At 47.1% G+C, this 22,194-nt stretch carries 18 protein-coding genes and 4 tRNA genes; 3 read left to right on the top strand and 19 right to left on the bottom strand.

Going from position 1 to position 22,194, the window contains the following annotated elements:
- Positions 1-37: 37 nt before the first annotated feature.
- The 14 genes from rpoC to BXP70_RS03870 form a co-directional block, all read right to left on the bottom strand.
- Complete coding sequence (gene rpoC / locus BXP70_RS03935) at positions 38-4,387, bottom strand: DNA-directed RNA polymerase subunit beta' (RefSeq protein WP_086592731.1); 4,350 nt, start codon at positions 4,385-4,387, stop codon at positions 38-40.
- Between the two features lie 115 nt (positions 4,388-4,502).
- On the bottom strand, positions 4,503-8,369 hold the full coding sequence (gene rpoB, locus BXP70_RS03930) for a DNA-directed RNA polymerase subunit beta (RefSeq protein WP_086593174.1): 3,867 nt from the start codon (positions 8,367-8,369) through the stop codon (positions 4,503-4,505).
- A 227-nt stretch (positions 8,370-8,596) separates the two neighbouring features.
- The gene (rplL, locus tag BXP70_RS03925; RefSeq protein ID WP_086592730.1) at positions 8,597-8,977 is read right to left on the bottom strand and encodes a 50S ribosomal protein L7/L12; all 381 of its coding nucleotides are present in this window, start codon (positions 8,975-8,977) and stop codon (positions 8,597-8,599) included.
- Between the two features lie 63 nt (positions 8,978-9,040).
- Positions 9,041-9,595, bottom strand: coding sequence for a 50S ribosomal protein L10 (rplJ, locus tag BXP70_RS03920; RefSeq protein ID WP_086592729.1), 555 nt, complete (start codon positions 9,593-9,595; stop codon positions 9,041-9,043).
- 18 nt (positions 9,596-9,613) lie between these two features.
- Positions 9,614-10,309: a 50S ribosomal protein L1 gene (gene rplA / locus BXP70_RS03915; protein ID WP_086592728.1), complete on the bottom strand. Its 696-nt coding sequence runs from the start codon at positions 10,307-10,309 to the stop codon at positions 9,614-9,616.
- Between the two features lie 21 nt (positions 10,310-10,330).
- On the bottom strand, positions 10,331-10,774 hold the full coding sequence (rplK, locus tag BXP70_RS03910) for a 50S ribosomal protein L11 (RefSeq protein WP_086592727.1): 444 nt from the start codon (positions 10,772-10,774) through the stop codon (positions 10,331-10,333).
- Positions 10,775-10,899: 125 nt separating this feature from the next.
- Positions 10,900-11,460, bottom strand: coding sequence for a transcription termination/antitermination protein NusG (nusG, locus tag BXP70_RS03905; RefSeq protein ID WP_086592726.1), 561 nt, complete (start codon positions 11,458-11,460; stop codon positions 10,900-10,902).
- 4 nt (positions 11,461-11,464) lie between these two features.
- A complete protein-coding gene (gene secE / locus BXP70_RS03900; RefSeq protein WP_086592725.1) occupies positions 11,465-11,659 on the bottom strand; it encodes a preprotein translocase subunit SecE in 195 nt (64 codons plus the stop codon).
- A gap of 50 nt (positions 11,660-11,709) precedes the next feature.
- Positions 11,710-11,780 (bottom strand) — tRNA-Trp (locus BXP70_RS03895).
- A gap of 114 nt (positions 11,781-11,894) precedes the next feature.
- Positions 11,895-13,085: an elongation factor Tu gene (tuf, locus tag BXP70_RS03890; RefSeq protein WP_086592724.1), complete on the bottom strand. Its 1,191-nt coding sequence runs from the start codon at positions 13,083-13,085 to the stop codon at positions 11,895-11,897.
- Between the two features lie 170 nt (positions 13,086-13,255).
- Positions 13,256-13,330 (bottom strand) — tRNA-Thr (locus BXP70_RS03885).
- Between the two features lie 79 nt (positions 13,331-13,409).
- A tRNA-Gly gene (locus BXP70_RS03880) sits at positions 13,410-13,482 on the bottom strand.
- Positions 13,483-13,546: 64 nt separating this feature from the next.
- Positions 13,547-13,626, bottom strand: a tRNA-Tyr gene (locus tag BXP70_RS03875).
- Positions 13,627-13,856: 230 nt separating this feature from the next.
- Entirely contained in the window at positions 13,857-16,451 is a 2,595-nt protein-coding gene (locus BXP70_RS03870; protein ID WP_086592723.1) for a M1 family aminopeptidase, read from the bottom strand.
- A 98-nt stretch (positions 16,452-16,549) separates the two neighbouring features.
- On the opposite strand from BXP70_RS03870, the gene BXP70_RS30905 reads away from it, so the two are divergent.
- The 3 genes from BXP70_RS30905 to frr all read left to right on the top strand — a co-directional run bounded on the left by BXP70_RS30905 (position 16,550) and on the right by frr (position 18,633).
- Entirely contained in the window at positions 16,550-17,053 is a 504-nt protein-coding gene (locus BXP70_RS30905; protein ID WP_086592722.1) for an acetyl-CoA carboxylase biotin carboxyl carrier protein subunit, read from the top strand.
- 149 nt (positions 17,054-17,202) lie between these two features.
- On the top strand, positions 17,203-17,988 hold the full coding sequence (gene pyrH / locus BXP70_RS03860) for a UMP kinase (protein WP_086592721.1): 786 nt from the start codon (positions 17,203-17,205) through the stop codon (positions 17,986-17,988).
- Positions 17,989-18,069: 81 nt separating this feature from the next.
- Positions 18,070-18,633: a ribosome recycling factor gene (gene frr / locus BXP70_RS03855; protein ID WP_086592720.1), complete on the top strand. Its 564-nt coding sequence runs from the start codon at positions 18,070-18,072 to the stop codon at positions 18,631-18,633.
- Between the two features lie 69 nt (positions 18,634-18,702).
- Here the strand turns inward: frr and nadD are convergent, their stop codons facing one another.
- The 5 genes from nadD to BXP70_RS03830 form a co-directional block, all read right to left on the bottom strand.
- Entirely contained in the window at positions 18,703-19,278 is a 576-nt protein-coding gene (gene nadD, locus BXP70_RS03850) for a nicotinate (nicotinamide) nucleotide adenylyltransferase (RefSeq protein WP_086592719.1), read from the bottom strand.
- Positions 19,279-19,280: 2 nt separating this feature from the next.
- Positions 19,281-19,865 carry a guanylate kinase gene (gmk, locus tag BXP70_RS03845; RefSeq protein ID WP_086592718.1) on the bottom strand — a complete coding sequence of 195 codons (585 nt, stop codon included), beginning with the start codon at positions 19,863-19,865 and terminating at the stop codon, positions 19,281-19,283.
- A 9-nt stretch (positions 19,866-19,874) separates the two neighbouring features.
- Positions 19,875-20,159 carry a hypothetical protein gene (locus BXP70_RS03840; protein ID WP_086592717.1) on the bottom strand — a complete coding sequence of 95 codons (285 nt, stop codon included), beginning with the start codon at positions 20,157-20,159 and terminating at the stop codon, positions 19,875-19,877.
- 14 nt (positions 20,160-20,173) lie between these two features.
- On the bottom strand, positions 20,174-20,821 hold the full coding sequence (locus BXP70_RS03835) for a sigma-70 family RNA polymerase sigma factor (protein WP_086592716.1): 648 nt from the start codon (positions 20,819-20,821) through the stop codon (positions 20,174-20,176).
- Between the two features lie 85 nt (positions 20,822-20,906).
- Positions 20,907-21,869, bottom strand: coding sequence for an O-antigen ligase family protein (locus tag BXP70_RS03830; protein ID WP_218779738.1), 963 nt, complete (start codon positions 21,867-21,869; stop codon positions 20,907-20,909).
- Positions 21,870-22,194: the final 325 nt, after the last annotated feature.

Below are 22,194 nucleotides of genomic sequence, written 5' to 3'. Positions count from 1 at the left end.
ATCCTAGCCGGCTTTCCCTTAATCATTAAACACAATATTACTCTTGTACAGAAGCCTCACGCTTGCTAGCTCGTGAAGCGCGTTTCGGCTCTGGGGCCTCGGCTTTCGCAGCTTGTAGTGCTTCCAATTCTTCCTTCGAGCCAACAACTTGGCGCGTGTACTCACGCAAACCAGTACCAGCCGGAATGAGGTGACCTACAATTACATTTTCCTTTAGACCCAGCAATTCGTCAGCTTTGCCACGGATGGCGGCTTCTGAAAGCACCTTCGTCGTTTCTTGGAAAGATGCAGCTGAGATGAACGACTGCGTACCTAATGAAGCTTGCGTGATGCCTTGTAGCGTAGGACGTGATACAGCGGGTTGTGCTTCACGTACCTGCACCAACTTAAGATCGCGACGCTTCAGACTAGAGTTTTCATCGCGCAGGCGACGAGCACTCACAATCTGACCAGGCTTCAAGTTTGGAGAATCACCTGCCTCGGTAACTACCTTCATGTCGATAATGGTATCATTCTCTTCCATGAACGTAATCTTATCGATTACTTGATTCTCTAGGAAAGTAGTATCACCAGCATCAAGGATAACCACTTTTTGCATCATTTGGCGAACTACCACCTCAATGTGCTTATCGTTGATCTTTACACCCTGCAGACGGTATACTTCCTGAATCTCGTTCACTAGGTACTCTTGCACAGCACCTGGCCCCTGAATGTTCAAGATATCAGTTGGTGTGATAGCACCATCTGAAAGCGGCATACCAGCGCGTACGAAGTCGTTGTCTTGCACTAGGATGTGCTTAGACAACGGTACCATGTATTTCTTCTTTACCCCGTCTTTCGACTCGACAAAGATTTCACGGTTACCACGCTTTACAGTACCGTAAGTTACAACACCATCGATTTCCGAGACAACAGCCGGGTTTGATGGGTTACGTGCCTCAAACAGCTCAGTAACGCGAGGTAGACCACCTGTGATGTCACGCGTCTTGCCGACAGCCCGTGGAATCTTAGCTAGGATATGACCAGCTTTGATCTTATCACCGTTCTCCACATTAATGTGCGAACCAACTGGGATGCTATAGCCCTTTTGACCTTCAGTGTCACCTGATTTTCCAGGCTTCACGATGATTGAGGGGTTCTGCGTTTTGTCTCGCGATTCGATAATAACCTTTTCGCGGTGACCAGTTTGCTCATCTGACTCCTCACGGTAGGTGACACCTTCTGTGATGGCGTCGTACTGGACTGTACCATCGAACTCAGCGAGGATAACAGCGTTGTATGGATCCCAGTTACACATCACGAAGCCTTTGTCTACTTGCTGACCTTCGTCAACATAGAGGAAAGAGCCGTAAGGAACGTGGTTTGAGATGTATACTTTGCCCGTGTTAGGCTCCACAATCCGGATTTCACCTGAGCGGCCCATCACGACTTTTACCTTCTCACCTTCTGCGTTGGTACTGTCAACTGTACGAATGTCTTCGAACTCTACTGCACCATTGAATTTCGCACGAATGCTAGCCTCAACAGCAATGTTGGAGGCAGTACCACCTACGTGGAACGTACGTAGCGTTAACTGGGTACCAGGCTCACCGATAGATTGTGCAGCGATAACACCTACCGCCTCACCTTTCTGTACCATACGGCCAGAAGACAGGTTACGACCGTAGCACTTAGCACAGATGCCTCGTTTTGATTCACAAGTAAGTACCGAACGAATTTCGACCGTTTCGATGCCAGCATTGTCAATCAAACGAGTATACTCCTCAGTGATTTCCTCACCAGCCGGCAGAATCACTTCATCCGTTACTGGGTGAACCACGTCATGAACTGCTACGCGACCTAAGATGCGCTCAGCCAAGGATTCTACGATATCTTCATTGTCCTTCAAAGCTGAAACTTCAAGGCCACGTAGCGTACCGCAGTCTACTTCATTCACGATTACATCTTGTGATACATCTACTAGACGACGAGTCAAGTAGCCAGCATCCGCCGTTTTCAGGGCAGTATCAGCCAGACCTTTACGAGCACCGTGAGTTGAGATAAAGTACTCAATAACGTCTAGACCTTCTTTGAAGTTAGACAGGATTGGGTTTTCGATAATCTCGCCTACCGAACCTTGCAACGACTTTTGAGGCTTGGCCATTAGGCCTCGCATACCACCTAGCTGACGAATCTGCTCACGTGAACCACGAGCACCAGAGTGCATCATCATGTAGATCGAGTTGAAGCCCTGGTTCTCCTTTTCAAGGCGACCCATCAGCGTCTCTGTGATCTGATTGTTGATACGCGTCCAGATGTCGATAACTTGGTTGTAACGCTCGTTATCCGTAATCAGACCCATCTGGTAGTTCTGCGTTACAGCAGCTACGTCAGCTTGAGCTTGAGCTACAAGAGCGTCTTTCTCAGCAGGAATCTGGATATCACCGAGACCCATTGACAGACCGCCTTTGTAAGCAGACTGAAAACCTAGGGTCTTAATATCATCAAGGAATTGAGCAGTACGAGCCATGCCCGAGCGCTTGAAAACCAGCGAGATGATTTGCTGAAGCTTTTTCTTCGTTAGAAGTTCATCAACGAAACCTACTTCTTCTGGTACAAGCTGGTTGAATAGCACACGACCAGCAACAGTTTCGATAACTTTCGTTACAAGCTCATCATTCTCGTCACGCACTTTCGTCCGTACCTTAATGTAAGCATGCTTCGAAAGCTGACCTTCGTTGAGGGCAATTACCACTTCCTCATCGGAGTAGAACATGCGACCTTCGCCTTGTACTTGCTCATCATCGGTGCTACGTTTCCCTTTGGTTACGTAATACAGACCTAACACCATGTCCTGTGATGGTACCGCAATAGGTGCCCCGTTGGCAGGGTTCAAGATATTATGCGAAGCCAGCATGAGCATTGAGGCTTCCAGGATGGCAGCTGGTCCCAAAGGAACGTGTACAGCCATTTGGTCACCGTCAAAGTCAGCGTTAAAAGCCGTACAAACAAGTGGGTGCAACTGGATAGCTTTGCCCTCAATAAGGCGAGGCTGGAAAGCCTGGATGCCTAGGCGGTGTAGCGTAGGAGCACGGTTCAGCAGGACAGGGTGTCCCTTTAAAACGTTCTCCAAGATGTCCCATACCACAGCATCTTTACGGTCAACAATCTTCTTCGCCGACTTCACCGTCTTCACAATACCACGCTCAATAAGCTTACGGATGATGAAGGGCTTGAACAGCTCAGCAGCCATATTCTTGGGCAGACCGCATTCGTGCAGCTTCAGCTCAGGACCAACGACAATAACCGAACGGCCAGAGTAGTCAACACGCTTACCGAGCAAGTTCTGACGGAAGCGACCCTGCTTGCCTTTCAGCATATCGGATAGCGACTTCAGAGCACGGTTGCCTTCGGCGCGCACGGCGTTCACCTTACGCGAGTTGTCGAACAGCGAATCAACAGCTTCCTGTAACATACGCTTCTCATTGCGTAAAATCACTTCAGGTGCCTTGATTTCGATCAGGCGCTTCAAGCGGTTGTTGCGGATGATTACGCGACGGTACAGGTCATTCAAGTCGGAGGTAGCAAAACGGCCACCATCCAACGGAACGAGAGGACGCAATTCCGGGGGAATTACCGGTACCATGCGGATTACCATCCACTCTGGCTTGTTCTCGATGCGGGTAGCTGCATCGCGGAACGCTTCTACTACACGCAGGCGCTTCAATGCTTCAGCTTTACGCTGTTGCGAAGTCTCGTGAGCAGCAGAGTCGCGGAGAGAGTAAGAAAGCTCATCTAGGTTGGTACGTTCCAACAGAAGTTGTAACGCATCAGCACCCATCCGGGCGATAAATTTATTGGGGTCTTCATTTGGCAGCATCTGGTTCTCACGGGGGAGCTTGTCGATGATGTCGAGGTACTCATCTTCCGTAAGAAAGTCGAGTTGCTGTACACCTTCCTCAGCTAGTACACCAGGCTGTACCACTACATACCGTTCGTAGTAGATGATCTGGTCTAGCTTTTTGGTGGGCAGGCCCAGCAGGTAGCCAATTTTATTGGGTAAGGATTTGAAGTACCAGATGTGCGCAACAGGTACTACTAGCTCTATGTGGCCCATCCGCTCACGACGCACCTTTTTCTCAGTCACTTCTACGCCACAACGGTCGCAGATAATGCCTTTATAACGGATGCGCTTGTATTTGCCGCAGTGGCATTCCCAATCCTTCACAGGACCGAAAATCCGCTCGCAGAACAAGCCACCCATTTCAGGCTTGTACGTCCGGTAGTTGATCGTCTCGGGTTTCACCACTTCGCCGTTCGACCGCTCCAAAATGGATTCGGGCGAGGCCAGCGAGATAGTAACTTTCGAGAAATCCTGCACCAGTTTTTTATTTTTTGCAAACGCCATGCTGTCGTTTTTATAAAAACTTATGTCGGAAGAAAATATGCCTTGCAGCCTAGGGTAACATTAGAAGAGGTACGACTCGTTCCATGTGATGGAGTTGAGTCGTACCTTACTGTATCTAATCAAGCGTAATTTCCAAGGCCAGACCACGCAACTCGTGAATGAGCACGTTAAATGACTCTGGAATATTTGGCTTGGGAAGCACGTCACCTTTTACGATAGCCTCATACGCCTTGGCACGGCCAATTACGTCATCTGACTTCACAGTTAGGATTTCTTGCAGTACGTTAGAAGCTCCGAAGGCTTCTAGTGCCCACACTTCCATCTCACCGAAGCGCTGACCACCGAACTGCGCTTTACCACCCAGCGGCTGCTGCGTGATGAGCGAGTATGGCCCAATGGAGCGAGCGTGCATCTTATCGTCAACTAAGTGACCTAGCTTCAGCATGTAGATCACGCCTACAGTTACCGGTTGGTCGAAACGGTCACCCGTCAGACCATCATGCAAGTAAGCACGGCCAAAACGTGGCAGGCCAGCCTCTGTTAATTCACGCGATACTTCTTCTTCGGTGGCGCCATCGAAGATTGGAGTAGCATATGTGCGACCTAGTTTCAAACCAGCCCATCCTAGTACGGTCTCGTAGATCTGCCCGATGTTCATACGGCTAGGCACACCGAGCGGATTGAGCACGATATCCATAGGAGTACCATCAGGCAAGAAAGGCATATCCTCGTCGCGAACGATACGGGCTACTACCCCTTTGTTACCGTGACGACCAGCCATCTTATCACCTACTTTCAGCTTACGCTTCTTAGCGATATATACTTTGGCAAGCTGAACAATACCTGCTGGAAGCTCATCACCTACCTCCAGAGTGAATCGGTCGCGCTTGAAGCGAGCAGTGATATTGTTGCGACGCTTGGTGTAGTTTTTCACCAATTGTAGCACCATCCCATTCACTTTCTCATCAGCAGTCCAATTTTCTAGAATGAGGTCTTTGAACATATTTACCTCTTCTGGTACAGCATAGTTGCTCTCATCCTTGTAAGGATTCTTCTCAGGGAAGAGGGCCTCTGTAATGTTCTTCTTGCCAAACTTAGCACCTTTAGACAGGATTTCGTCGCCAAACTTATGCTTTACCCCCTGTGAGGTCTTGCCTTCCAGCAATTGCACTAGTTTGTCAACCATCACTGCTTTTACACCACGAAGTTCTTGGGCATAGCGGTCTTTCAACTCTTCTACTTCCTTCTTCGACTTAGCGCGCAAGTTCTTATCCTTCTTTGGACGCGAGAATAACTTGGTACCAATAACTACGCCGTTAAGTGAGGGTGGCGCCTTAAGTGAGGCGTCTTTCACATCACCTGCTTTGTCACCAAATATGGCACGGAGCAATTTCTCTTCCGGAGTCGGATCAGTTTCTCCTTTAGGCGTAATTTTACCGATAAGAATATCGCCTTCTTTTACCTCAGCGCCCAAACGGATGATACCGTTGTCGTCAAGATTGCGAACAGCTTCTTCACTTACGTTTGGAATCTCCGACGTTAATTCTTCCTCACCACGCTTGGTCTCGCGTACTTCCAGCTCAAATTCTTCAATGTGAATAGAGGTGAAAATGTCGTCACGAACCACACGCTCCGAGATAACGATGGCATCCTCAAAGTTATAACCCTGCCATGGCATAAAAGCCACCTGCATATTACGACCTAGGGCTAGCTCACCATTGTTGGTACCATAACCTTCGCACAAGGGTTGTCCCTTTTCAACGCGCTCGCCACGCTTTACAATTGGGGTCAGGTTGATGCAAGTATCTTGGTTGGTGCGGCGAAACTTGATCAAGTCGTAAGTTACACGTTCAGCGTCGAAGCTTACCAAAATATCTTCTTGCGTCAAGTCATACTTAACAATGATCTTGTTCGCATCAACATAATCGATAACACCAGTGCCCTCGGCTACCACCAACGTGCGTGAGTCAATAGCCGTGCGACCTTCCAAACCGGTACCTACGATAGGCGCCTGTGGGCGGAGCAATGGTACTGCCTGACGTTGCATGTTCGAACCCATCAGCGCACGGTTGGCGTCATCGTGTTCCAAGAATGGAATTAGCGAGGCAGCTACCGATACAATCTGGTTCGGCGCTACGTCCATATAGGAGTATTCGCCAGGCTCAACCACTGGGAAGTCACCTTCAAATCTGCCTTTTACTAGTTCCGACAGGAAGTTACCATCTTCATCAATTCGAGCATTAGCCTGAGCAATGTGATGCGTATCTTCTTCCTCTGCAGTTAAGTATTTTACCTGCTCACTTACGTCGACCTTCCCTTCTTTTACAGCACGGTAAGGTGTTTCGATGAAGCCCATGCCATTCACGCGAGCATGCACGCATAAGGATGAGATCAAACCAATGTTAGGTCCTTCTGGTGTCTCAATAGTGCATAGACGGCCATAGTGCGTATAGTGTACGTCACGCACTTCGAAGCCAGCACGTTCACGCGATAGACCTCCTGGCCCAAGAGCTGAAACGCGACGCTTGTGCGTCACCTCAGCCAACGGGTTAGTCTGGTCCATGAACTGAGAAAGCTGGTTCGTACCAAAAAATGAGTTAATCACACTCGATAAGGTACGAGCGTTGATCAAATCAACAGGCTTGAAGTCCTCGTTATCACGTACGTTCATGCGCTCCTTAATAGTGCGCGCCATACGAGCCAAACCTACACCAAATTGGGCGTAAAGTTGCTCCCCTACCGTACGTACTCGACGATTGGATAAGTGGTCGATATCATCGACTACAGCTTTCGAATTGATTAGACCAATCAAGTATTTTACAATGAGCACAATGTCCTCATTCGTTAATACCCGAGCCTCCCAGTTTTTGTCGAGTCCTAGCTTTTTGTTGATCCGGTAACGGCCAACATCGCCTAAGTCATAACGCTTGTCAGAGAAGAACAGCTTTTGAATAATGTCACGAGCAGTTTCTTCATCAGGCGCCTCTGTATTTCGAAGTTGACGATAGATCTGCTCGACTGCTTCCTTCTCCGAGTTAGAATTATCCTTCTGGAGCGTATTATAAATAATCGCGAAATCCGCAATGTTAACGTTTTCGCGATGCAGAATTACCGACTTAGCTCCTGCATTCAGGATTGTGTCGATATCTTCCTCTTCAATCGTAGAGTCACGCTCTAGTAATACCTCGTTCCGGTCAATAGATACAACTTCACCTGTATCCTCGTCCACGAAGTCTTCTGTCCAAGTGCGGAGCACCCGAGCAGCTAGCTTACGCCCTACTGCTTTCTTAAGGCTCTTTTTATCAGCTTTCACTTCCTCCGACAGACCAAATAAATCGAGAATGTCTTTATCAGTGCCGTAACCGATAGCACGTAACAACGTTGTTACTGGAAACTTCTTCTTCCGGTCGATGTACGCATACATCACGTTGTTTACGTCCGTAGCAAATTCAATCCATGAACCTTTGAACGGAATAATGCGAGCTGAATACAGTTTAGTACCGTTAGTGTGTTTGCTTTGCGCAAAGAACACGCCTGGCGACCGGTGTAACTGCGAAACAATAACACGCTCAGCACCATTGATTACGAAAGATCCTTTCTCGGTCATATAGGGAATATTCCCTAAGAAAACCTCTTGCTCAATTGTCTCGAAGTCTTCATTGTCCGTATCATTGCAGATCAGACGTAATTTAGCCTTCAACGGTACTGAATATGTCAAGCCACGGTCAATGCATTCATCAACCGAATACTTTGGTGGATCGACATGGTAGTCAATGAACTCTAACACGAAGTTTTCGCGCGAGTCCGAAATCGGGAAGTTCTCCGCGAATACCTTAAACAAACCTTCGTCGGCACGGCTTTCCGCCGCAGTTTCCAACTGAAAGAAATCCTGGAACGATTGCAGCTGCACGTCCAGGAAGTCTGGGTATTCAATAACTTTCCTAATCTTGGCGAAGTTGATTCGCTCGTCGGCTTTCTGCAAAGCCTCTGCTTTCGGTGTAGCCAATGCGTTTGGGTGTTAAGAAATGGACACTGAAGCGTAATCTAACAATGGCAACCTTTGCCATACCCTTTTCCGTACCTAGGCACAAAAAGCCGCAATGCGGCACGGAAGGGCAATTCAATAAAACTTATAGTCTACAAACAGGAAAAGACCTGGCTTAGTTGCCAGGCCTATCCATGTTTCTAAAAGAAAAAGCGGGCCGCAGCTTACTTAACTTCTACTTCAGCACCAGCTTCTTCCAATTGCTTCTTCAACGAATCAGCTTCGTCTTTAGCAACACCTTCTTTCAAAGGCTTTGGAGCACCGTCAACTAGTTCTTTAGCTTCTTTTAAGCCTAGGCCAGTTAGATCTTTTACTAGTTTCACAACAGCTAGTTTCTGACCACCAGCAGCTTTCAGGATAACGTCGAATGAGGTCTTCTCTTCAGGAGCTTCAGCAGCTGCAGCACCACCACCACCAGCTACCATTACGGGAGCAGCAGCAGCAGGCTCAATGCCATACTCTTCCTTCAGGATACCAGCTAGTTCGTTTACTTCTTTCACCGTCAGGCTAACGAGCTGCTCAGCGAATGCTTTCAAATCTGCCATTTCTGTAGATTGTTAAAAAAGTTGTTTGTTGTATAAGTTGAAAGTGAAAAAGATGAGCAGCGGTTAGCCTGCAACCTCTTCTTTTTCGGAAAGCGTTTTGAGGATACCAGCCAGCTTGCTTCCGCCGCTCGATAGAGCAGAGATAACATTCTTGGCAGGTGACTGAAGCAAGCCGACGATTTCGCCGAGCAGTTCTTGCTTGCCTTTGATTGTGCTGAGAGTCTCAAGTTGATTAGCACCTAGGTAGATACTAGCATCTACATATGCTCCTTTCAGTGCTGGCTTCGGCTCTACACCTTTTCCGTAAGCTTGCTGCTTGTAGAAATCTTGTAGAAGCTTAGCTGGGGCTGAACCCGACTCTTTAGAGAACAGAACACCTGACTGACCTTTCAGTGCAGCATCGATTTCTGTTGTCTCCCCGCTAAGCGTGTCAAGTGCTTTGCGGATCAGTGTGTTCTTATAAACCTTGAACTCCATGCCGCGGTTGAAGCACAGGCGACGGAATTCATTGATTTTTGCTACCGTCATCGCCGAAGCATCGGTGATGTAGAACGCGTTGTGCGATTGAAACTTCTCGCTCAACTCGTCGACGAGGGCTTGTTTTTCTTCCCGGGTCATATCGTCGTCTTAGTTATCTTAAGCGGAAGTTACTTGCGTGTCTACCGGTACAGCTGGGCTCATTGTACTTGAAAGCGTAATGCTTCTGATGTAAGTGCCTTTCGCTGAAGAAGGCTTCAAACGGTTCAAAGTTTGGATAACTTCAAAGGCGTTTTCAGCAAGCTTGTTGTCGTCGAACGATACTTTTCCAACACTGCAGTGAATAATACCAGTTTTATCAACTTTGAAGTCAATCTTACCAGCTTTTACTTCTTGCACAGCCTTGGCTACATCAGTAGTTACCGTACCCGATTTCGGATTCGGCATCAAGCCACGAGGACCTAGCACACGACCTAAACGACCAACCTTTGCCATTACTGATGGCATGGTGATGATTACGTCAATGTCTGTCCAGCCTTTCTCAATCTTGGCGATGTAATCATCAAGACCTACAAAGTCAGCACCAGCAGCAGTTGCTTCAGCTTCTTTATCAGGTGTAACGAGTGCAAGTACACGTACAACTTTACCAGTGCCGTGAGGTAACGTAGCAACGCCACGAACCATCTGGTCTGCCTTGCGTGGGTCAACACCTAGACGTACGTCGATGTCAACAGAGGAATCAAACTTGGTATAGGTTATATCCTTTACCACCTTAGCAGCCTCTACTAACGAACGTACTTGTGTTAGATCATGTTTGGCAAGGGCTTCCTTGCGCTTTTTACTAACTTTTGCCATGAGTTTTTCTTGGTTTAAAAGTTATTGAGCGAAAGGAGCGTCACCTTTGATCGTGATACCCATGCTACGGGCCGTGCCAGCTACAAGCTTCATTGCTGACTCAATCTTGAAGGCATTCAAGTCAGGCATTTTCACCTCAGCAATTTGGCGGATTTGATCCCATGTTACTGAACCTACTTTGTTCCGGTTTGGCTCTTTCGAGCCGCTCTGAATTTTAGCAGCATCCAATAACATTACCGGAGCAGGTGGGGTTTTCACCACGAAGTCAAATGACTTGTCCGTGTACATGGTAATCAAAACAGGACATACTTGGCCAGCCTTATCCTGAGTCCGAGCATTGAATTGCTTACAGAACTCCATAATGTTAAGGCCTTTGCTACCAAGTGCAGGTCCAACCGGCGGCGAAGGATTCGCAGCGCCTCCCTTTATCTGAAGTCTCAGATAACCTCTAATTTCTTTGGCCATTTGGTTTGAAGGGCTTCGGGCTAAATAGTCGTAACACTAGTAGCCCTCAGTTAAATATTGCTTCGAAATATGTGGAAGCACCACTAGCTCGAAGCAGCTAGCTAGTGACGATAACTTTCTTTATGCTATGATTCTTTCTCGACCTGTGTATAGCTCAACTCCATAGGAGTGCTCCGACCGAAAATTTTTACAATTACGTTTAGCTTTTTGCGTTCTTCAAATACTTCGCTCACTGTCCCAGAGAAGCCACTAAAGGCTCCATCTACGACTTTCACCATCTCCCCAGGAATGAATGGAGTCTCAAGAGAAGCGACTTCTTCCTCACTCTCGTCTACGATACCGAGAATCCGGTTAACTTCAGAGAGACGTAATGGAATAGGTTTCGTATTCGCATTCTTGCCCTCTTTATCACTCAAAAATCCTATCACTCCAGGAGTGCTGGTAATGATGTGATCTACTTCGCCGTGTGTCAAGTCAGCGTGGATAAGTATGTAGCCTGGAAAAAAGTTACGTTCGCGTACACGCTTTTTACCGTTGCGCATTTCGTATACTTTCTCAGCTGGAATCAGTACTTGCGGTACCAAATCGGAGAGGCCATGTCGTCCAATCTCAGTCTCCAGATACTGTTTGGCCTTCTTCTCTTGCCCACTTACGGAGCGAACAACGTACCATTTCAATTCTCCCATCAGATTAACGGAATGAATTGTAGAAAACCTCTAGGCTCTTGTTGAACACAACATCCATCAAGCCAACAACCGCAGCAAAAACTAGTGACCCGATAAGCACTAAGCCAGCGCTTTTCTGCAGCTCCTCGAGAGAAGGCCACGTTACTTTGTAACGCATTTCCTCAGTCGTGTCGCGGAAATATTTCGTCAGCTTACTCATGACTTAGCGCCGGTTTGGCTCTGAAAACTCAACCAAATAATTTGTTTTTGCACGGGCGGAGAGATTCGAACTCCCATCAAAGGTTTTGGAGACCTCTATTCTACCCTTGAACTACGCCCGTAGAAACACTCCCAATAGAAACCCAAGTTTCTTTGGGAGTGCAAAGGTAATGTAAAGTATAGATAAAACAAATCCGCCTCTGAAAAATCAGAGGCGGATTTGTTTTATAATCAGCTTAGTCGAGGATTTCAGTAACCTGACCAGCACCTACTGTACGGCCACCTTCGCGAATAGCGAAACGAAGGCCTTTTTCCATTGCTACCTTGTTGATCAGTTCAACTTGAATAGTAATGTTATCGCCAGGCATTACCATTTCTACGCCTTCTGGCAAAGTAATAATACCGGTAACGTCAGTAGTACGCAGGTAGAACTGAGGACGATAATTGTTAAAGAAAGGTGTATGACGACCGCCTTCTTCTTTCGATAGTACGTAAACCTCAGCTTTAAATTTCTGGTGAGGGGTTACGGAACCAGGCTTGCAAATAACCATACCACGACGGATATCGTCTTTTTCAATACCACGGAGCAATAGACCAACGTTATCACCAGCTTCACCTCGATCGAGGATTTTGCGGAACATCTCTACACCGGTAACTACTGACTTCAGGCCCTGCTTAGCACCCATACCTAGGATGTCTACTTGCTCACCTGAGTTGATGATACCACGCTCAATACGGCCAGTAGCTACTGTACCGCGTCCAGTGATCGAGAATACATCTTCCACTGGCATCAAGAAGGGCAGGTCAGTTAGACGAGCAGGAATTGGAATGTAGCTGTCAACAGCGTCCATCAATTCCTCGATTTTAGGTACCCAGTTAGCGTCACCGTTCAAACCACCTAAGGCAGAGCCTTGGATGATCGGAATATTGTCGCCATCGAAGTCATAGAACGAAAGCAGTTCGCGGATTTCCATCTCAACGAGTTCGAGTAACTCGGGGTCGTCAACCATGTCCACTTTATTCATGAACACGACTAGTTGAGGAACACCAACTTGACGAGCTAGCAAGATGTGCTCACGAGTTTGGGGCATTGGGCCATCAGTAGCTGCAACCACCAAGATAGCACCGTCCATCTGGGCAGCACCAGTTACCATGTTCTTCACATAGTCAGCGTGACCAGGGCAGTCAACGTGAGCGTAGTGACGATTTTCGGTAGCATACTCTACGTGAGCCGTGTTAATCGTGATACCACGCTCTTTTTCTTCAGGAGCGTTGTCAATCGACGAGAAGTCACGCTTAGCGGCCAGACCTTTGTTCGCCAGTACCGTAGTGATAGCAGCAGTCAGGGTGGTTTTGCCGTGGTCCACGTGCCCGATCGTACCGATGTTCACGTGCGGCTTGGAACGATCAAAATTTTCTTTAGCCATTGTAAAGAGATTAAGAGGAATTTTGTGGTGTAAGAGGGAAAAACGCGACTTGACTATATTGCAAGAAAGCGATACACAGCTTCGCCAAACTAGGAAAACTGCACGTCGCTTTTGCTTACTAAATAAATCCCAACGGAGCAATCGCGCTGCTCCGCTAGTACTAGTATAAGTGGAGCCATTGATGGGATTTGAACCCATGACCTCTTCCTTACCAAGGAAGTGCTCTACCCCTGAGCTACAACGGCTAATTCAACTAAACAATTCACATGAACCATCAGAAATCGCGCGACTAGATTTCTGCCTAAATTCTTGCTCCTTGTAATGAGCGGGAGACGAGGTTCGAACTCGCGACCTACAGCTTGGAAGGCTGTCGCTCTACCAACTGAGCTACTCCCGCAGACAAACAGCTAGGTAGAAAAGGCAAAACAGCTCGTGCCTGTTTCTTAGCTAACACATTAAAGTGGGGGCGAAAGGACTCGAACCTTTGAACCCGAAGGAGGTGAGTTACAGTCACCCGCAATTGCCGCTATGCGACGCCCCCAGATAAATCTTTTGACCGATTATCAAAAGTAGGTTCCTTCTTCAATCATACCTAATTCAGGCGGATGGCTTAAGGAGCTGCAAAATTAATGGGTTTCTCATGCAAGTCAAGCATCATAATGAAAAGGATAGAATTATTTTTCGCTATCATCTCATTTGACTGTTCTTTTTAGCAGCTTTTTCATGCCAAAAACGAAGCTATCATTCTATTCTTAAGCCTGATACATCATTCTACTGTAGCATAGTGAACATTGCTTTCACTTGCTGATCTTTTTCTTTTTCTCGGATATCACGCATCGTTGCCTTTAAGGTAGGGCTAGTAGTAGCCATCATGCTTAACGCTTTGTAAGCACCTAGCCTCACATAGAATTTCGAACCCGTTCTAGCATAAATTTCAAGGCGTTGTAAGCCTTTATCACGCTCAACAGGCGGCATTCTTAGCATTAACGTAGCGAAATCTTCAAAGTAAGATTGATATAGGTTTTCATCGCTAATGTCAGGCATGCGACGCAGAAACCATTGATATTGATCAACAGTACCATTCAAGGCATAGTAATCAGCTAAAGCGTTCAAAAGTGTTTCGTTACGAGTATCTTGCAAAGCACTAATCTGTTCTCTAGTATTAACAGAAGGATTCTTCGCTAGTGCTTTAATAGCACTGCCCACCACTAAGTAGGAGCTATCGTTGAGCGCAGTAGCGTACACACTGCTAAAATCTTCGTTAGAGAATGAAGATAACGTAGTAATTGCTGCGGCTCTTACTTGGCTTTTTTGATCTCTACTTGCTACTCGCTGTAGCTCTTTCCGTACTGCTCCACCTTCAGCCCCTTTGTACTTGCGCAAAGCCTCTGCTGCGTTTTGTCGCACCGCCCAAAAATCATCATTCAACGCCGTACGTAACATGCCACTAACCGACAAATCACCCATTTTCGGTCGGAGCTGCTCTATTGCTTCATGCTTCTGCAAATAATTACGGGCATGATAATATTGAAACAGCAATTCATCCTGTGTGCGTTCTTCTTCAATTTGCCCTAAGAGTTGCCCTTCGGCATCAAACTTTACCAAGCTAGGGTGTTGCGAAGCAGGTAAGGAAAATACTTGGTCGGCTTTGGTTACTACAATACGGTGGTCGATGGGTTGGTTATTGTTCCATACTGTTACTGTAACAGGTAAACGATAGAGCGGGGTAAATGTCGTATCCTGTGTTTGCTGCACATGCAAGTTCACCTGTCCGTTGGTATAGGTGTGCGTAACGTGTATTTCTGGGTGCCCCCGTTTCATAAACCATTGATCAAAGAACCACATGAGATCTTCTCCTGTGACTTCTTCAAAAGCTATACGCAACTTTGACAGCTCGCTTGAGGAAAACTTGTTCTGCATTAAGTAGCGGTTTAAAGCTGCAAAAAAGGCATCATCGCCAACATATTTTCGCAGCATATGCAATACACGTCCACCTTTGCTATACGAATGAGAATCGAACATGTCTTCTCGATTCTCATACTGGTAGCGGATAAGCGGCTCTCTTTTGCTTTGTGCTTCGTATAGGTACTGACTTAGCCCCTTCTGTTGCTCGAGAGCAGCTTCATTGGTGCCTTTGCTATGTTCAATCCATAAGAACTGAGCATAATCAGCAAATGATTCGTTAAGGGGTAAGTTCGACCACGATTCGCAGGTAACATAATCACCAAACCAATGATGGAATAGCTCGTGTGCAATCGTAGCATCATCGTCACGGTCGAGTAAATCACGTTGCGTAAGTTGAGTATCCTCTTGGCGATGTGTCACGGCTGTCGTGTTTTCCATGGCGCCAGAAACGAAATCGTAGACAGCGACTTGAGCATACTTCTCCCACGGAAACTCTACACCTAGCTTAGTAGAAAAGAATTCTAACATTTCAGGTGTACGCCCAAAAACTGCTCGAGCTGTGCTTTCAAATTTGGGCTCTACATAGTAGTCAATAGCCTTTCCATGCCATCGGTCGCTTACTACTGCAAAGTCACCAACAGCTATCATTGTTAAATAGGGAGCAGCTGGTAGGCTTTGCTTCCATACATCGGTACGAGTACCATCCGCATTCGGCTTAGAAGAAGTCATCACTCCATTAGACAGCGTCTTAAATTGCTTGTCCACTGTAATAGTGATTTCCTGCGTCATACGCTGATTGGGTTTGTCGATGGTTGGAAACCAGCATGAATTAGCTTCTGTCTCGCCTTGCGTCCAAATCTGTCGAGGTTTGCTCTTATCGGTACCTAATGGATTAATAAAGTACAGGCCTTTATCAGAAGTAATAGCAGCACTACCACCTGCAGCTAGCTCATTTGGCTTTGCGACGTAGCTGATGCGTACTTCATATGGCTCCGTACGAGTATACTGACGATCGAGCGTAATAGTGAGTTTACGCTTATCATAAGTGTAATTTAGATTTTTCTCCTTGTTGTTTTTGACTAAGAGACGCACACTCTTGACATCGAATCCTTTTGCGTCGAGCACCAACTGGCTTTGTGGGTAAAAATGCGCCTGAACCGCTATTGTAGCAACCCCGATCAGCTGTTGTTTAGCCCAATCAAAGCGAATGTCCAGCTTTGTGTTAAGCAGATCCGTGAGAATAGTAGCAGTGGGCTGCAGTGGAGCAGTAGGCGGTAGCCACGAAGGCACAACTAACGAGCTAGTAACAGGCTCAGGAGTCGTTTGTGCAGCTGGACTTGTTGACTTCTTGCGAGTTACTGTTTTTGTTGATGCCGCTTTGGTAGATTTAACAGCTTGCGCTGGCGCGGTTATATGACACGTGAGGACCAGGCCAAGAATGCCGAGGACCGAATATTTCATGCTAGCAGACACTATAGGAATGTGGCCTAAATTTCCGAAAATATTTCAGATTTGACCTATCTTTAAGCCCTTTTCCGCGCCCTATCCTATACACCCTTATGCTCCAGATAAGCACTAATTCTAACCGAAGTTGGGAAGTAGATTATCAGCCTAACGGTCCTATTTCCGTTGCTGGCGAGCAATTCACCTGGGATTTGGTAATGCTAGGAGATGGACGTTATCATTTGCTTTATCAAGGTCGATCTTACTCGATTGAAGTAATTAGCACTGACTACACAGCAAAAATATTTACGCTGAAAGTCGATAATCACCTTATCGAACTTCAGGCCAAAGATCGTTTTGACCTTTTGCTTGATAGGTTAGGTATGGCTGGTTCATCTGCTCACAGAGTCAATGAACTTAAGGCGCCAATGCCAGGGCTTATTGTCGACATACGTGTCAAGCCTGATCAGACGGTGCAAAAAGGTGACCCGCTCTTAGTACTGGAAGCTATGAAGATGGAAAATATCTTAAAGGCTCCTGTTGATGGAGTTGTTAGTTCCATTAAAGTGAGTTTGCGCGATAATGTTGGGAAAGGTCAAGTACTTATTTCTTTTAGCTGAATTAGGTGCTCCTTCCCTGTTTTAGAATATAGGCTATCATGACGCTCAATAAGACACGTTCGATATGCCTGTACCTCACTAAGACAAGCCCGCAGCCATGGTAACTTTGGCCGCACAATTCCTGATTTCTCCACTTAACTCTCTCTACTTTGAAGTACAACCGAATCCTGCTGAAGCTAAGCGGTGAAGCACTAATGGGCCAGCAACAGTATGGTATTGATGCTGCTCGCTTGATGCAATACGCAGAAGAAATTAAAGCTGCGGCCGAAAGCGGTACGCAGGTAGCTGTCGTGATTGGCGGAGGCAACATCTTTCGGGGTGTGCAAGCAGCGGCCTTTGGCCTCGATCGGGTTCAGGGCGACTATATGGGCATGCTAGCTACTGTCATCAACTCGATGGCTTTGCAGAGCGCTCTTGAAGTGCTAGGTGTGCAAACTCGCTTACTTTCTGGGCTCACGATCCAACAAGTGTGTGAACCCTATTTGCGGCGCCGAGCGTTGCGCCATTTAGAAAAAGGACGGGTTGTCATCTTCGGCGCTGGTATTGGGTCGCCTTATTTCACCACTGACTCAGCGGCTTCTTTGCGGGCTATTGAAATAGAGGCTGACGTTGTTCTGAAAGGCACTCGCGTTGATGGCATTTATACCGCTGACCCAGAAAAAGACCCTACAGCAACTCGATTCCCAGAAATCACTTTTGATGAGGTTATTGAAAAAAACCTTAATGTGATGGACATGACGGCTTTCACACTGTGCAAGGAGAATAACTTGCCTATCATCGTGTTTGACATGAATAGCGCAGGTAACCTCCAGCGCCTCATCGAAGGTCAGGATATCGGCACTCGTGTTGTAATGGTAAGCTCAGAGGCTGCACTACTTGACCCTAAGCACAGCAGTTTGCAGCCGAGCCTGGATGCACCAACTGGGCAAGCTTAATCATTTGATGACTTGATAAGCAACTGCCAGAAACAGCATTTCTTGGTACAGCAATAACTTTTAACTTCAGAATTCCAGAAAATGGACGAGGAAATTCAGTTTTACTTAAGCGAAGGCGAAGAATCGATGGCGAAGGCGCTACAGCATACCAGCCTTGAGCTAGGTCGCATTCGGGCAGGTAAAGCCACTCCAGCAATGCTCGATAGTTTACGAGTAGATTACTACGGTACCCCCACCCCTATCAGCCAAGTGGCTAACGTTTCTGCGCCCGATGCTCGTACGCTATTCATCAAGCCTTGGGAAAAGAACGTCATCAGCGAAGTAGTAAAGGCCATTAAAAATAGTGACCTAGGTCTCAACCCGCAGTCAGATGCTGAAGGTGTTCGCCTCAACATCCCGCCAATGACGCAAGAGCGGCGGCGCGACTTAGTAAAACAAGTAAAGAATGAAACGGAGAATGGCAAGGTTCGTATTCGGGCCATTCGCAAAGACGTGAATGAGTCTCTACGCAAGCTGTTAAAAGAAGGCGCTGCGGAGGATAACGTGAAGGATGCTGAAGCTAAAGTGCAGAAAGCAACGGATAGCTACATCAGCAAAATCGATGATTTAATGAGTAAGAAGGAAGCTGAGATTATGACCATTTAAGTCAGTTTTCTAAAATAGAAAAGCCCCAACTGACTAGCTTTCAGTTGGGGCTTTTTGTTACTAGCGAGCTTACTGCCAATACCCTTTGCGGATAATCTCCTCTTCTACATTCTCAGGAACTAAATATCGAATGGATTTACCCTCTCGTATGCACTTGCGAATGAAGGTAGCTGATAGATTCAATAACGGAGCTTCTATAATATGCGCTTGGGCAGGTATGCTAGGTAAAATGGCAGTCCCAGAACGCGGGTAAACGTAGATTGAAACCTCTGCTAGAATACGATCTACATGCTTCCATTTTGGCAGACCGACCAGGTTATCCTCTCCCATTAGCAATACGAATTGCTGGTCAGGATACTGCGCCCGTAATAAGTCTAGCGTATCAATAGTATAGCTAGGCTTAGGCATGCTAAATTCTATGTCAATAGCTCTCAGCCGCTCGTTGCCAGCAATAGCTAGCTGCACTAGATTATACCGATTACGTTCCGGTAATAGTTCCTGCTCAGCTTTAAATGGACTTTGAGGCGACACTACCAGCCACACAGCATCTAAGTCTGTGTGGCTGGCCATGAAATTTGCCAATATCAAATGGCCCGTATGGATCGGGTTGAAGGAGCCAAATAGTAACCCTATCCTAGACTGCACACTCACAACGCTGTGGGTTCTGTAGTCAGAAAGTCTTGTACCAGCTTCTCAGCCTGTGCAGAGGCTTCATCTAGGTTATCGTTGATGAGTACTACGTCGAATCGGTCTTCAAACGTTAGCTCGAACTTGGCTTTGTAAAGCCGACCAGAAATACTAGACTCCGAATCGGTTGCGCGGGTACGCAGCCGAGATTCTAAGATTTCTAAAGAAGGAGGCTTCACAAAGACAGCGAGAGCTTGGTCTTTATAGAACTCTTTGATACTTAAACCGCCTTTCACATCTACATCCAAAATGGCATGTTTGCCACTAGCCCAAATTCGTTCGATTTCGGACTTCAATGTACCGTAGAAGTTGCCAGCATACACCTCCTCCCATTCTACAAACTCATCATGACGGATTTTCTCTTGAAATTCCTCAATAGTGATGAAGTAGTAGTCTTTACCGTTGGCTTCTGTACGGCCGCGTTTATCACGCGTGCAAGCCGAAATGGAAAAGCTTAGCTCTGGAATTCGCTCCAGCAGCCGATGGACGATAGTAGTTTTGCCCGCACCAGAAGGCGCTGAAAACACGATAATTTTACCCTGCATTGGGCGAAATTACGCCATTTCCGTTTTAAGCCGCGTCATAATCGTAGCGGGCAATGAGTTAGGAGCACCTTTACGGCCTACATACTGCGTCAGAAATCCAACGAAAATGCGCTGCTTATCAATGCTATCGAAGCAGGGAGAGCAGTCGTCGGCGTGGTTGATGAAATAATCTTCATCCTCCTCGCTAGGGGCTTGGCCCACGATGATTTGGTCGAGAATTGTCGTCACGCGTTCACAGTCGGGACCAGTAATGGCCGCGGTCTGGCTAGTTGGTGTTGTAGAGGTGGCTTTCATAATTAAATCATGGTTTATTCGTTGTCATCGTCATCAGTCGTTAAAGCGTCGGCTTGCTCTTCGCTGCCGTACCCCATCGACTTGGCGTATTTTTCCAATTTTTCCTTTAAGAAGTTGCGTGCTCGGTGCAACCGCGAACGGACAGTCCCGATTGGAATGTCCAATACCTTTGCCATTTCCTCGTAGGTGAACCCTTCTAGGTCACAGAGAATGATGACGGTACGAAAATCGACTGGCAACGAGTTCAATGCGCTAGCTACCTCGTCGCCGATAAGGTCACGCACTGCTTGTTGCCGCATGTCTGACGACGTACTTCCTACGTCGCCCTCGGCCTCTACATCTTCCGTATTGTAATAACCCTCAATTTCGCTATAGTCGACTTTGGCGGGCTGCTTACTCTTTTTTCGGAAGTCGTTAATGAACGAGTTTTTCAGGATGCGAAACAGCCACGCTTTCGCGTTGGTTCCCGGCTCGAAGTATTCGAAGAAACGATATGCCTTCAAATACGTCTCCTGGACGAGATCATTGGCATCGTCTTCATCAAGGGTGAGGCGGTAGGCAAAGTTGTACAAAGAGTCAAGGACAGGCATCAATTCGGCCTGGAATCGTCGGTCCTTTTCTTCTTTGCTCAGCTTAGGAACCCGTTCGGGAGAATCGCTCATGGGCGCTAGGTGTAGATGGCTAAAATTGTAAAAAAAGAGCTATTGATCAAATAATCCAGTTAGTGCTACACTTGTTTTGGACAGATCAATTAGCTGTCTGCTGCGCTTGCCGTTCTGCATTCACGACTAGAAAGCCATAGAGGAATACGAAAAGATTAAAGCCAATCTGGAGCTGTAGAAGCGAGTCGACTAGCATTGCTACGCCCAGAATGAGCAGGAAATGTATGACGTACGGGTTACGACGTACTCTAGGTTGCGCCAAGGGCCCCAACAAGACGAGCAACCACACAAATAGTCCTACGATACCAGCGCCTAATAGGTAGTGCAAATATTGATTATGGACCATCACCCGGTTGATCGGCTGCAGCCCAAAGTCGCGCCAGCTATATTGCTCCATCATAGCAGCTTCCGTATCGGCAAGTCCTACTCCTAGCCACGGGTGCTGCGCCGCTACTGCTTGAGCCGTTTCCCAAGCAGCCAAACGCTTTGACAAGGAAAAATTATTGATATCGTGGCTGAGGCTGAACTGCTCTAAGTCGTAATAGGTACCGTTGACTCTAGCTTGAATGGGCTCCAATGTTTTGTAGGCAAACCAAGGTAATACAACAAACAAAAGCAGAGCCCCTAATCCCCACAAGAATTGACGACGAGCGACAATCAACCACACAGAATCGAACAAAAGAACGCTATAGAAAACAAGCAGCCCAGTGCGGTATGCCAGCACATGCAGCACAGCTACAATTAACAGTACAGCTAGAAGTAGGAGCCAACGCCATATGCGCGTAGCGTAGCTATTTCGTCGTAGCAACACCCCAAAATAAAAGGCCAAGGCGAGCATTACACCGAAATGAATGTGAAATACCCCAGTAACAGTTTGGATGTTTTGGCCAGTATTGAACATTTCGTGCACTTCGGGCGCAGTGAGCAGATAACGCACTAGTGTATCAGCACCTAGCAGAGTGGTACCTAGTACGAACATACAGCCTAGCCAGAATCGCTGCTGCTCACTTAGAGGCACGGCAACAGCAAAGATTAGCGGAACACCCAAGAGAGGAAGCTGTCGGAAAAGCTCGTGTCGCCAAATGCCCCATTCTGCAGTATATAGGCCAGTAAACACAAGCACTGCATAAAGCAAAGCAGCATATATCACCGCTGGATTATGCCACCACCGAGCTAGCTCAGTGCGCCACGTCGGATTGGTAGCAGCGCTTAACAGTCCGACTAGCGGGCTTAAAGCCACCAATGCCCGTGCAGATAGCAATCCTATAATGCCAGCACTACAGGCTACTAGCAGTAAGCATTGGGAAAGATAGCCGGTTCGGTATGCTTGCCGCAATGCAGTTGCTAGCGTAGATGAACTCATACAATAGTGG

Source organism: Hymenobacter crusticola (genome assembly GCF_002154225.1).
GTDB classification, from domain to species: Bacteria; Bacteroidota; Bacteroidia; order Cytophagales; family Hymenobacteraceae; genus Hymenobacter; species Hymenobacter crusticola.
Note: the sequence above shows the minus strand (reverse complement) of the source record. Positions and strands in the feature narration are given on the sequence as shown.

Bases quoted from the DNA above. Each gene is read 5' to 3' on its own strand.
- BXP70_RS03835 (WP_086592716.1), bottom strand. From the start codon at position 20,821: ATGAGCGATTCTCCCGAACGGGTTCCTAAGCTGAGCAAAGAAGAAAAG.
- rplJ (WP_086592729.1), bottom strand. From the start codon at position 9,595: ATGACCCGGGAAGAAAAACAAGCCCTCGTCGACGAGTTGAGCGAGAAG.
- nusG (WP_086592726.1), bottom strand. From the start codon at position 11,460: ATGGGAGAATTGAAATGGTACGTTGTTCGCTCCGTAAGTGGGCAAGAG.
- rplK (WP_086592727.1), bottom strand. From the start codon at position 10,774: ATGGCCAAAGAAATTAGAGGTTATCTGAGACTTCAGATAAAGGGAGGC.
- rplL (WP_086592730.1), bottom strand. From the start codon at position 8,977: ATGGCAGATTTGAAAGCATTCGCTGAGCAGCTCGTTAGCCTGACGGTG.
- BXP70_RS03840 (WP_086592717.1), bottom strand. From the start codon at position 20,159: ATGAAAGCCACCTCTACAACACCAACTAGCCAGACCGCGGCCATTACT.
- BXP70_RS30905 (WP_086592722.1), top strand. From the start codon at position 16,550: ATGCTCCAGATAAGCACTAATTCTAACCGAAGTTGGGAAGTAGATTAT.
- rpoC (WP_086592731.1), bottom strand. From the start codon at position 4,387: ATGGCGTTTGCAAAAAATAAAAAACTGGTGCAGGATTTCTCGAAAGTT.
- secE (WP_086592725.1), bottom strand. From the start codon at position 11,659: ATGAGTAAGCTGACGAAATATTTCCGCGACACGACTGAGGAAATGCGT.
- tuf (WP_086592724.1), bottom strand. From the start codon at position 13,085: ATGGCTAAAGAAAATTTTGATCGTTCCAAGCCGCACGTGAACATCGGT.
- rplA (WP_086592728.1), bottom strand. From the start codon at position 10,309: ATGGCAAAAGTTAGTAAAAAGCGCAAGGAAGCCCTTGCCAAACATGAT.
- frr (WP_086592720.1), top strand. From the start codon at position 18,070: ATGGACGAGGAAATTCAGTTTTACTTAAGCGAAGGCGAAGAATCGATG.
- gmk (WP_086592718.1), bottom strand. From the start codon at position 19,865: ATGCAGGGTAAAATTATCGTGTTTTCAGCGCCTTCTGGTGCGGGCAAA.
- BXP70_RS03870 (WP_086592723.1), bottom strand. From the start codon at position 16,451: ATGAAATATTCGGTCCTCGGCATTCTTGGCCTGGTCCTCACGTGTCAT.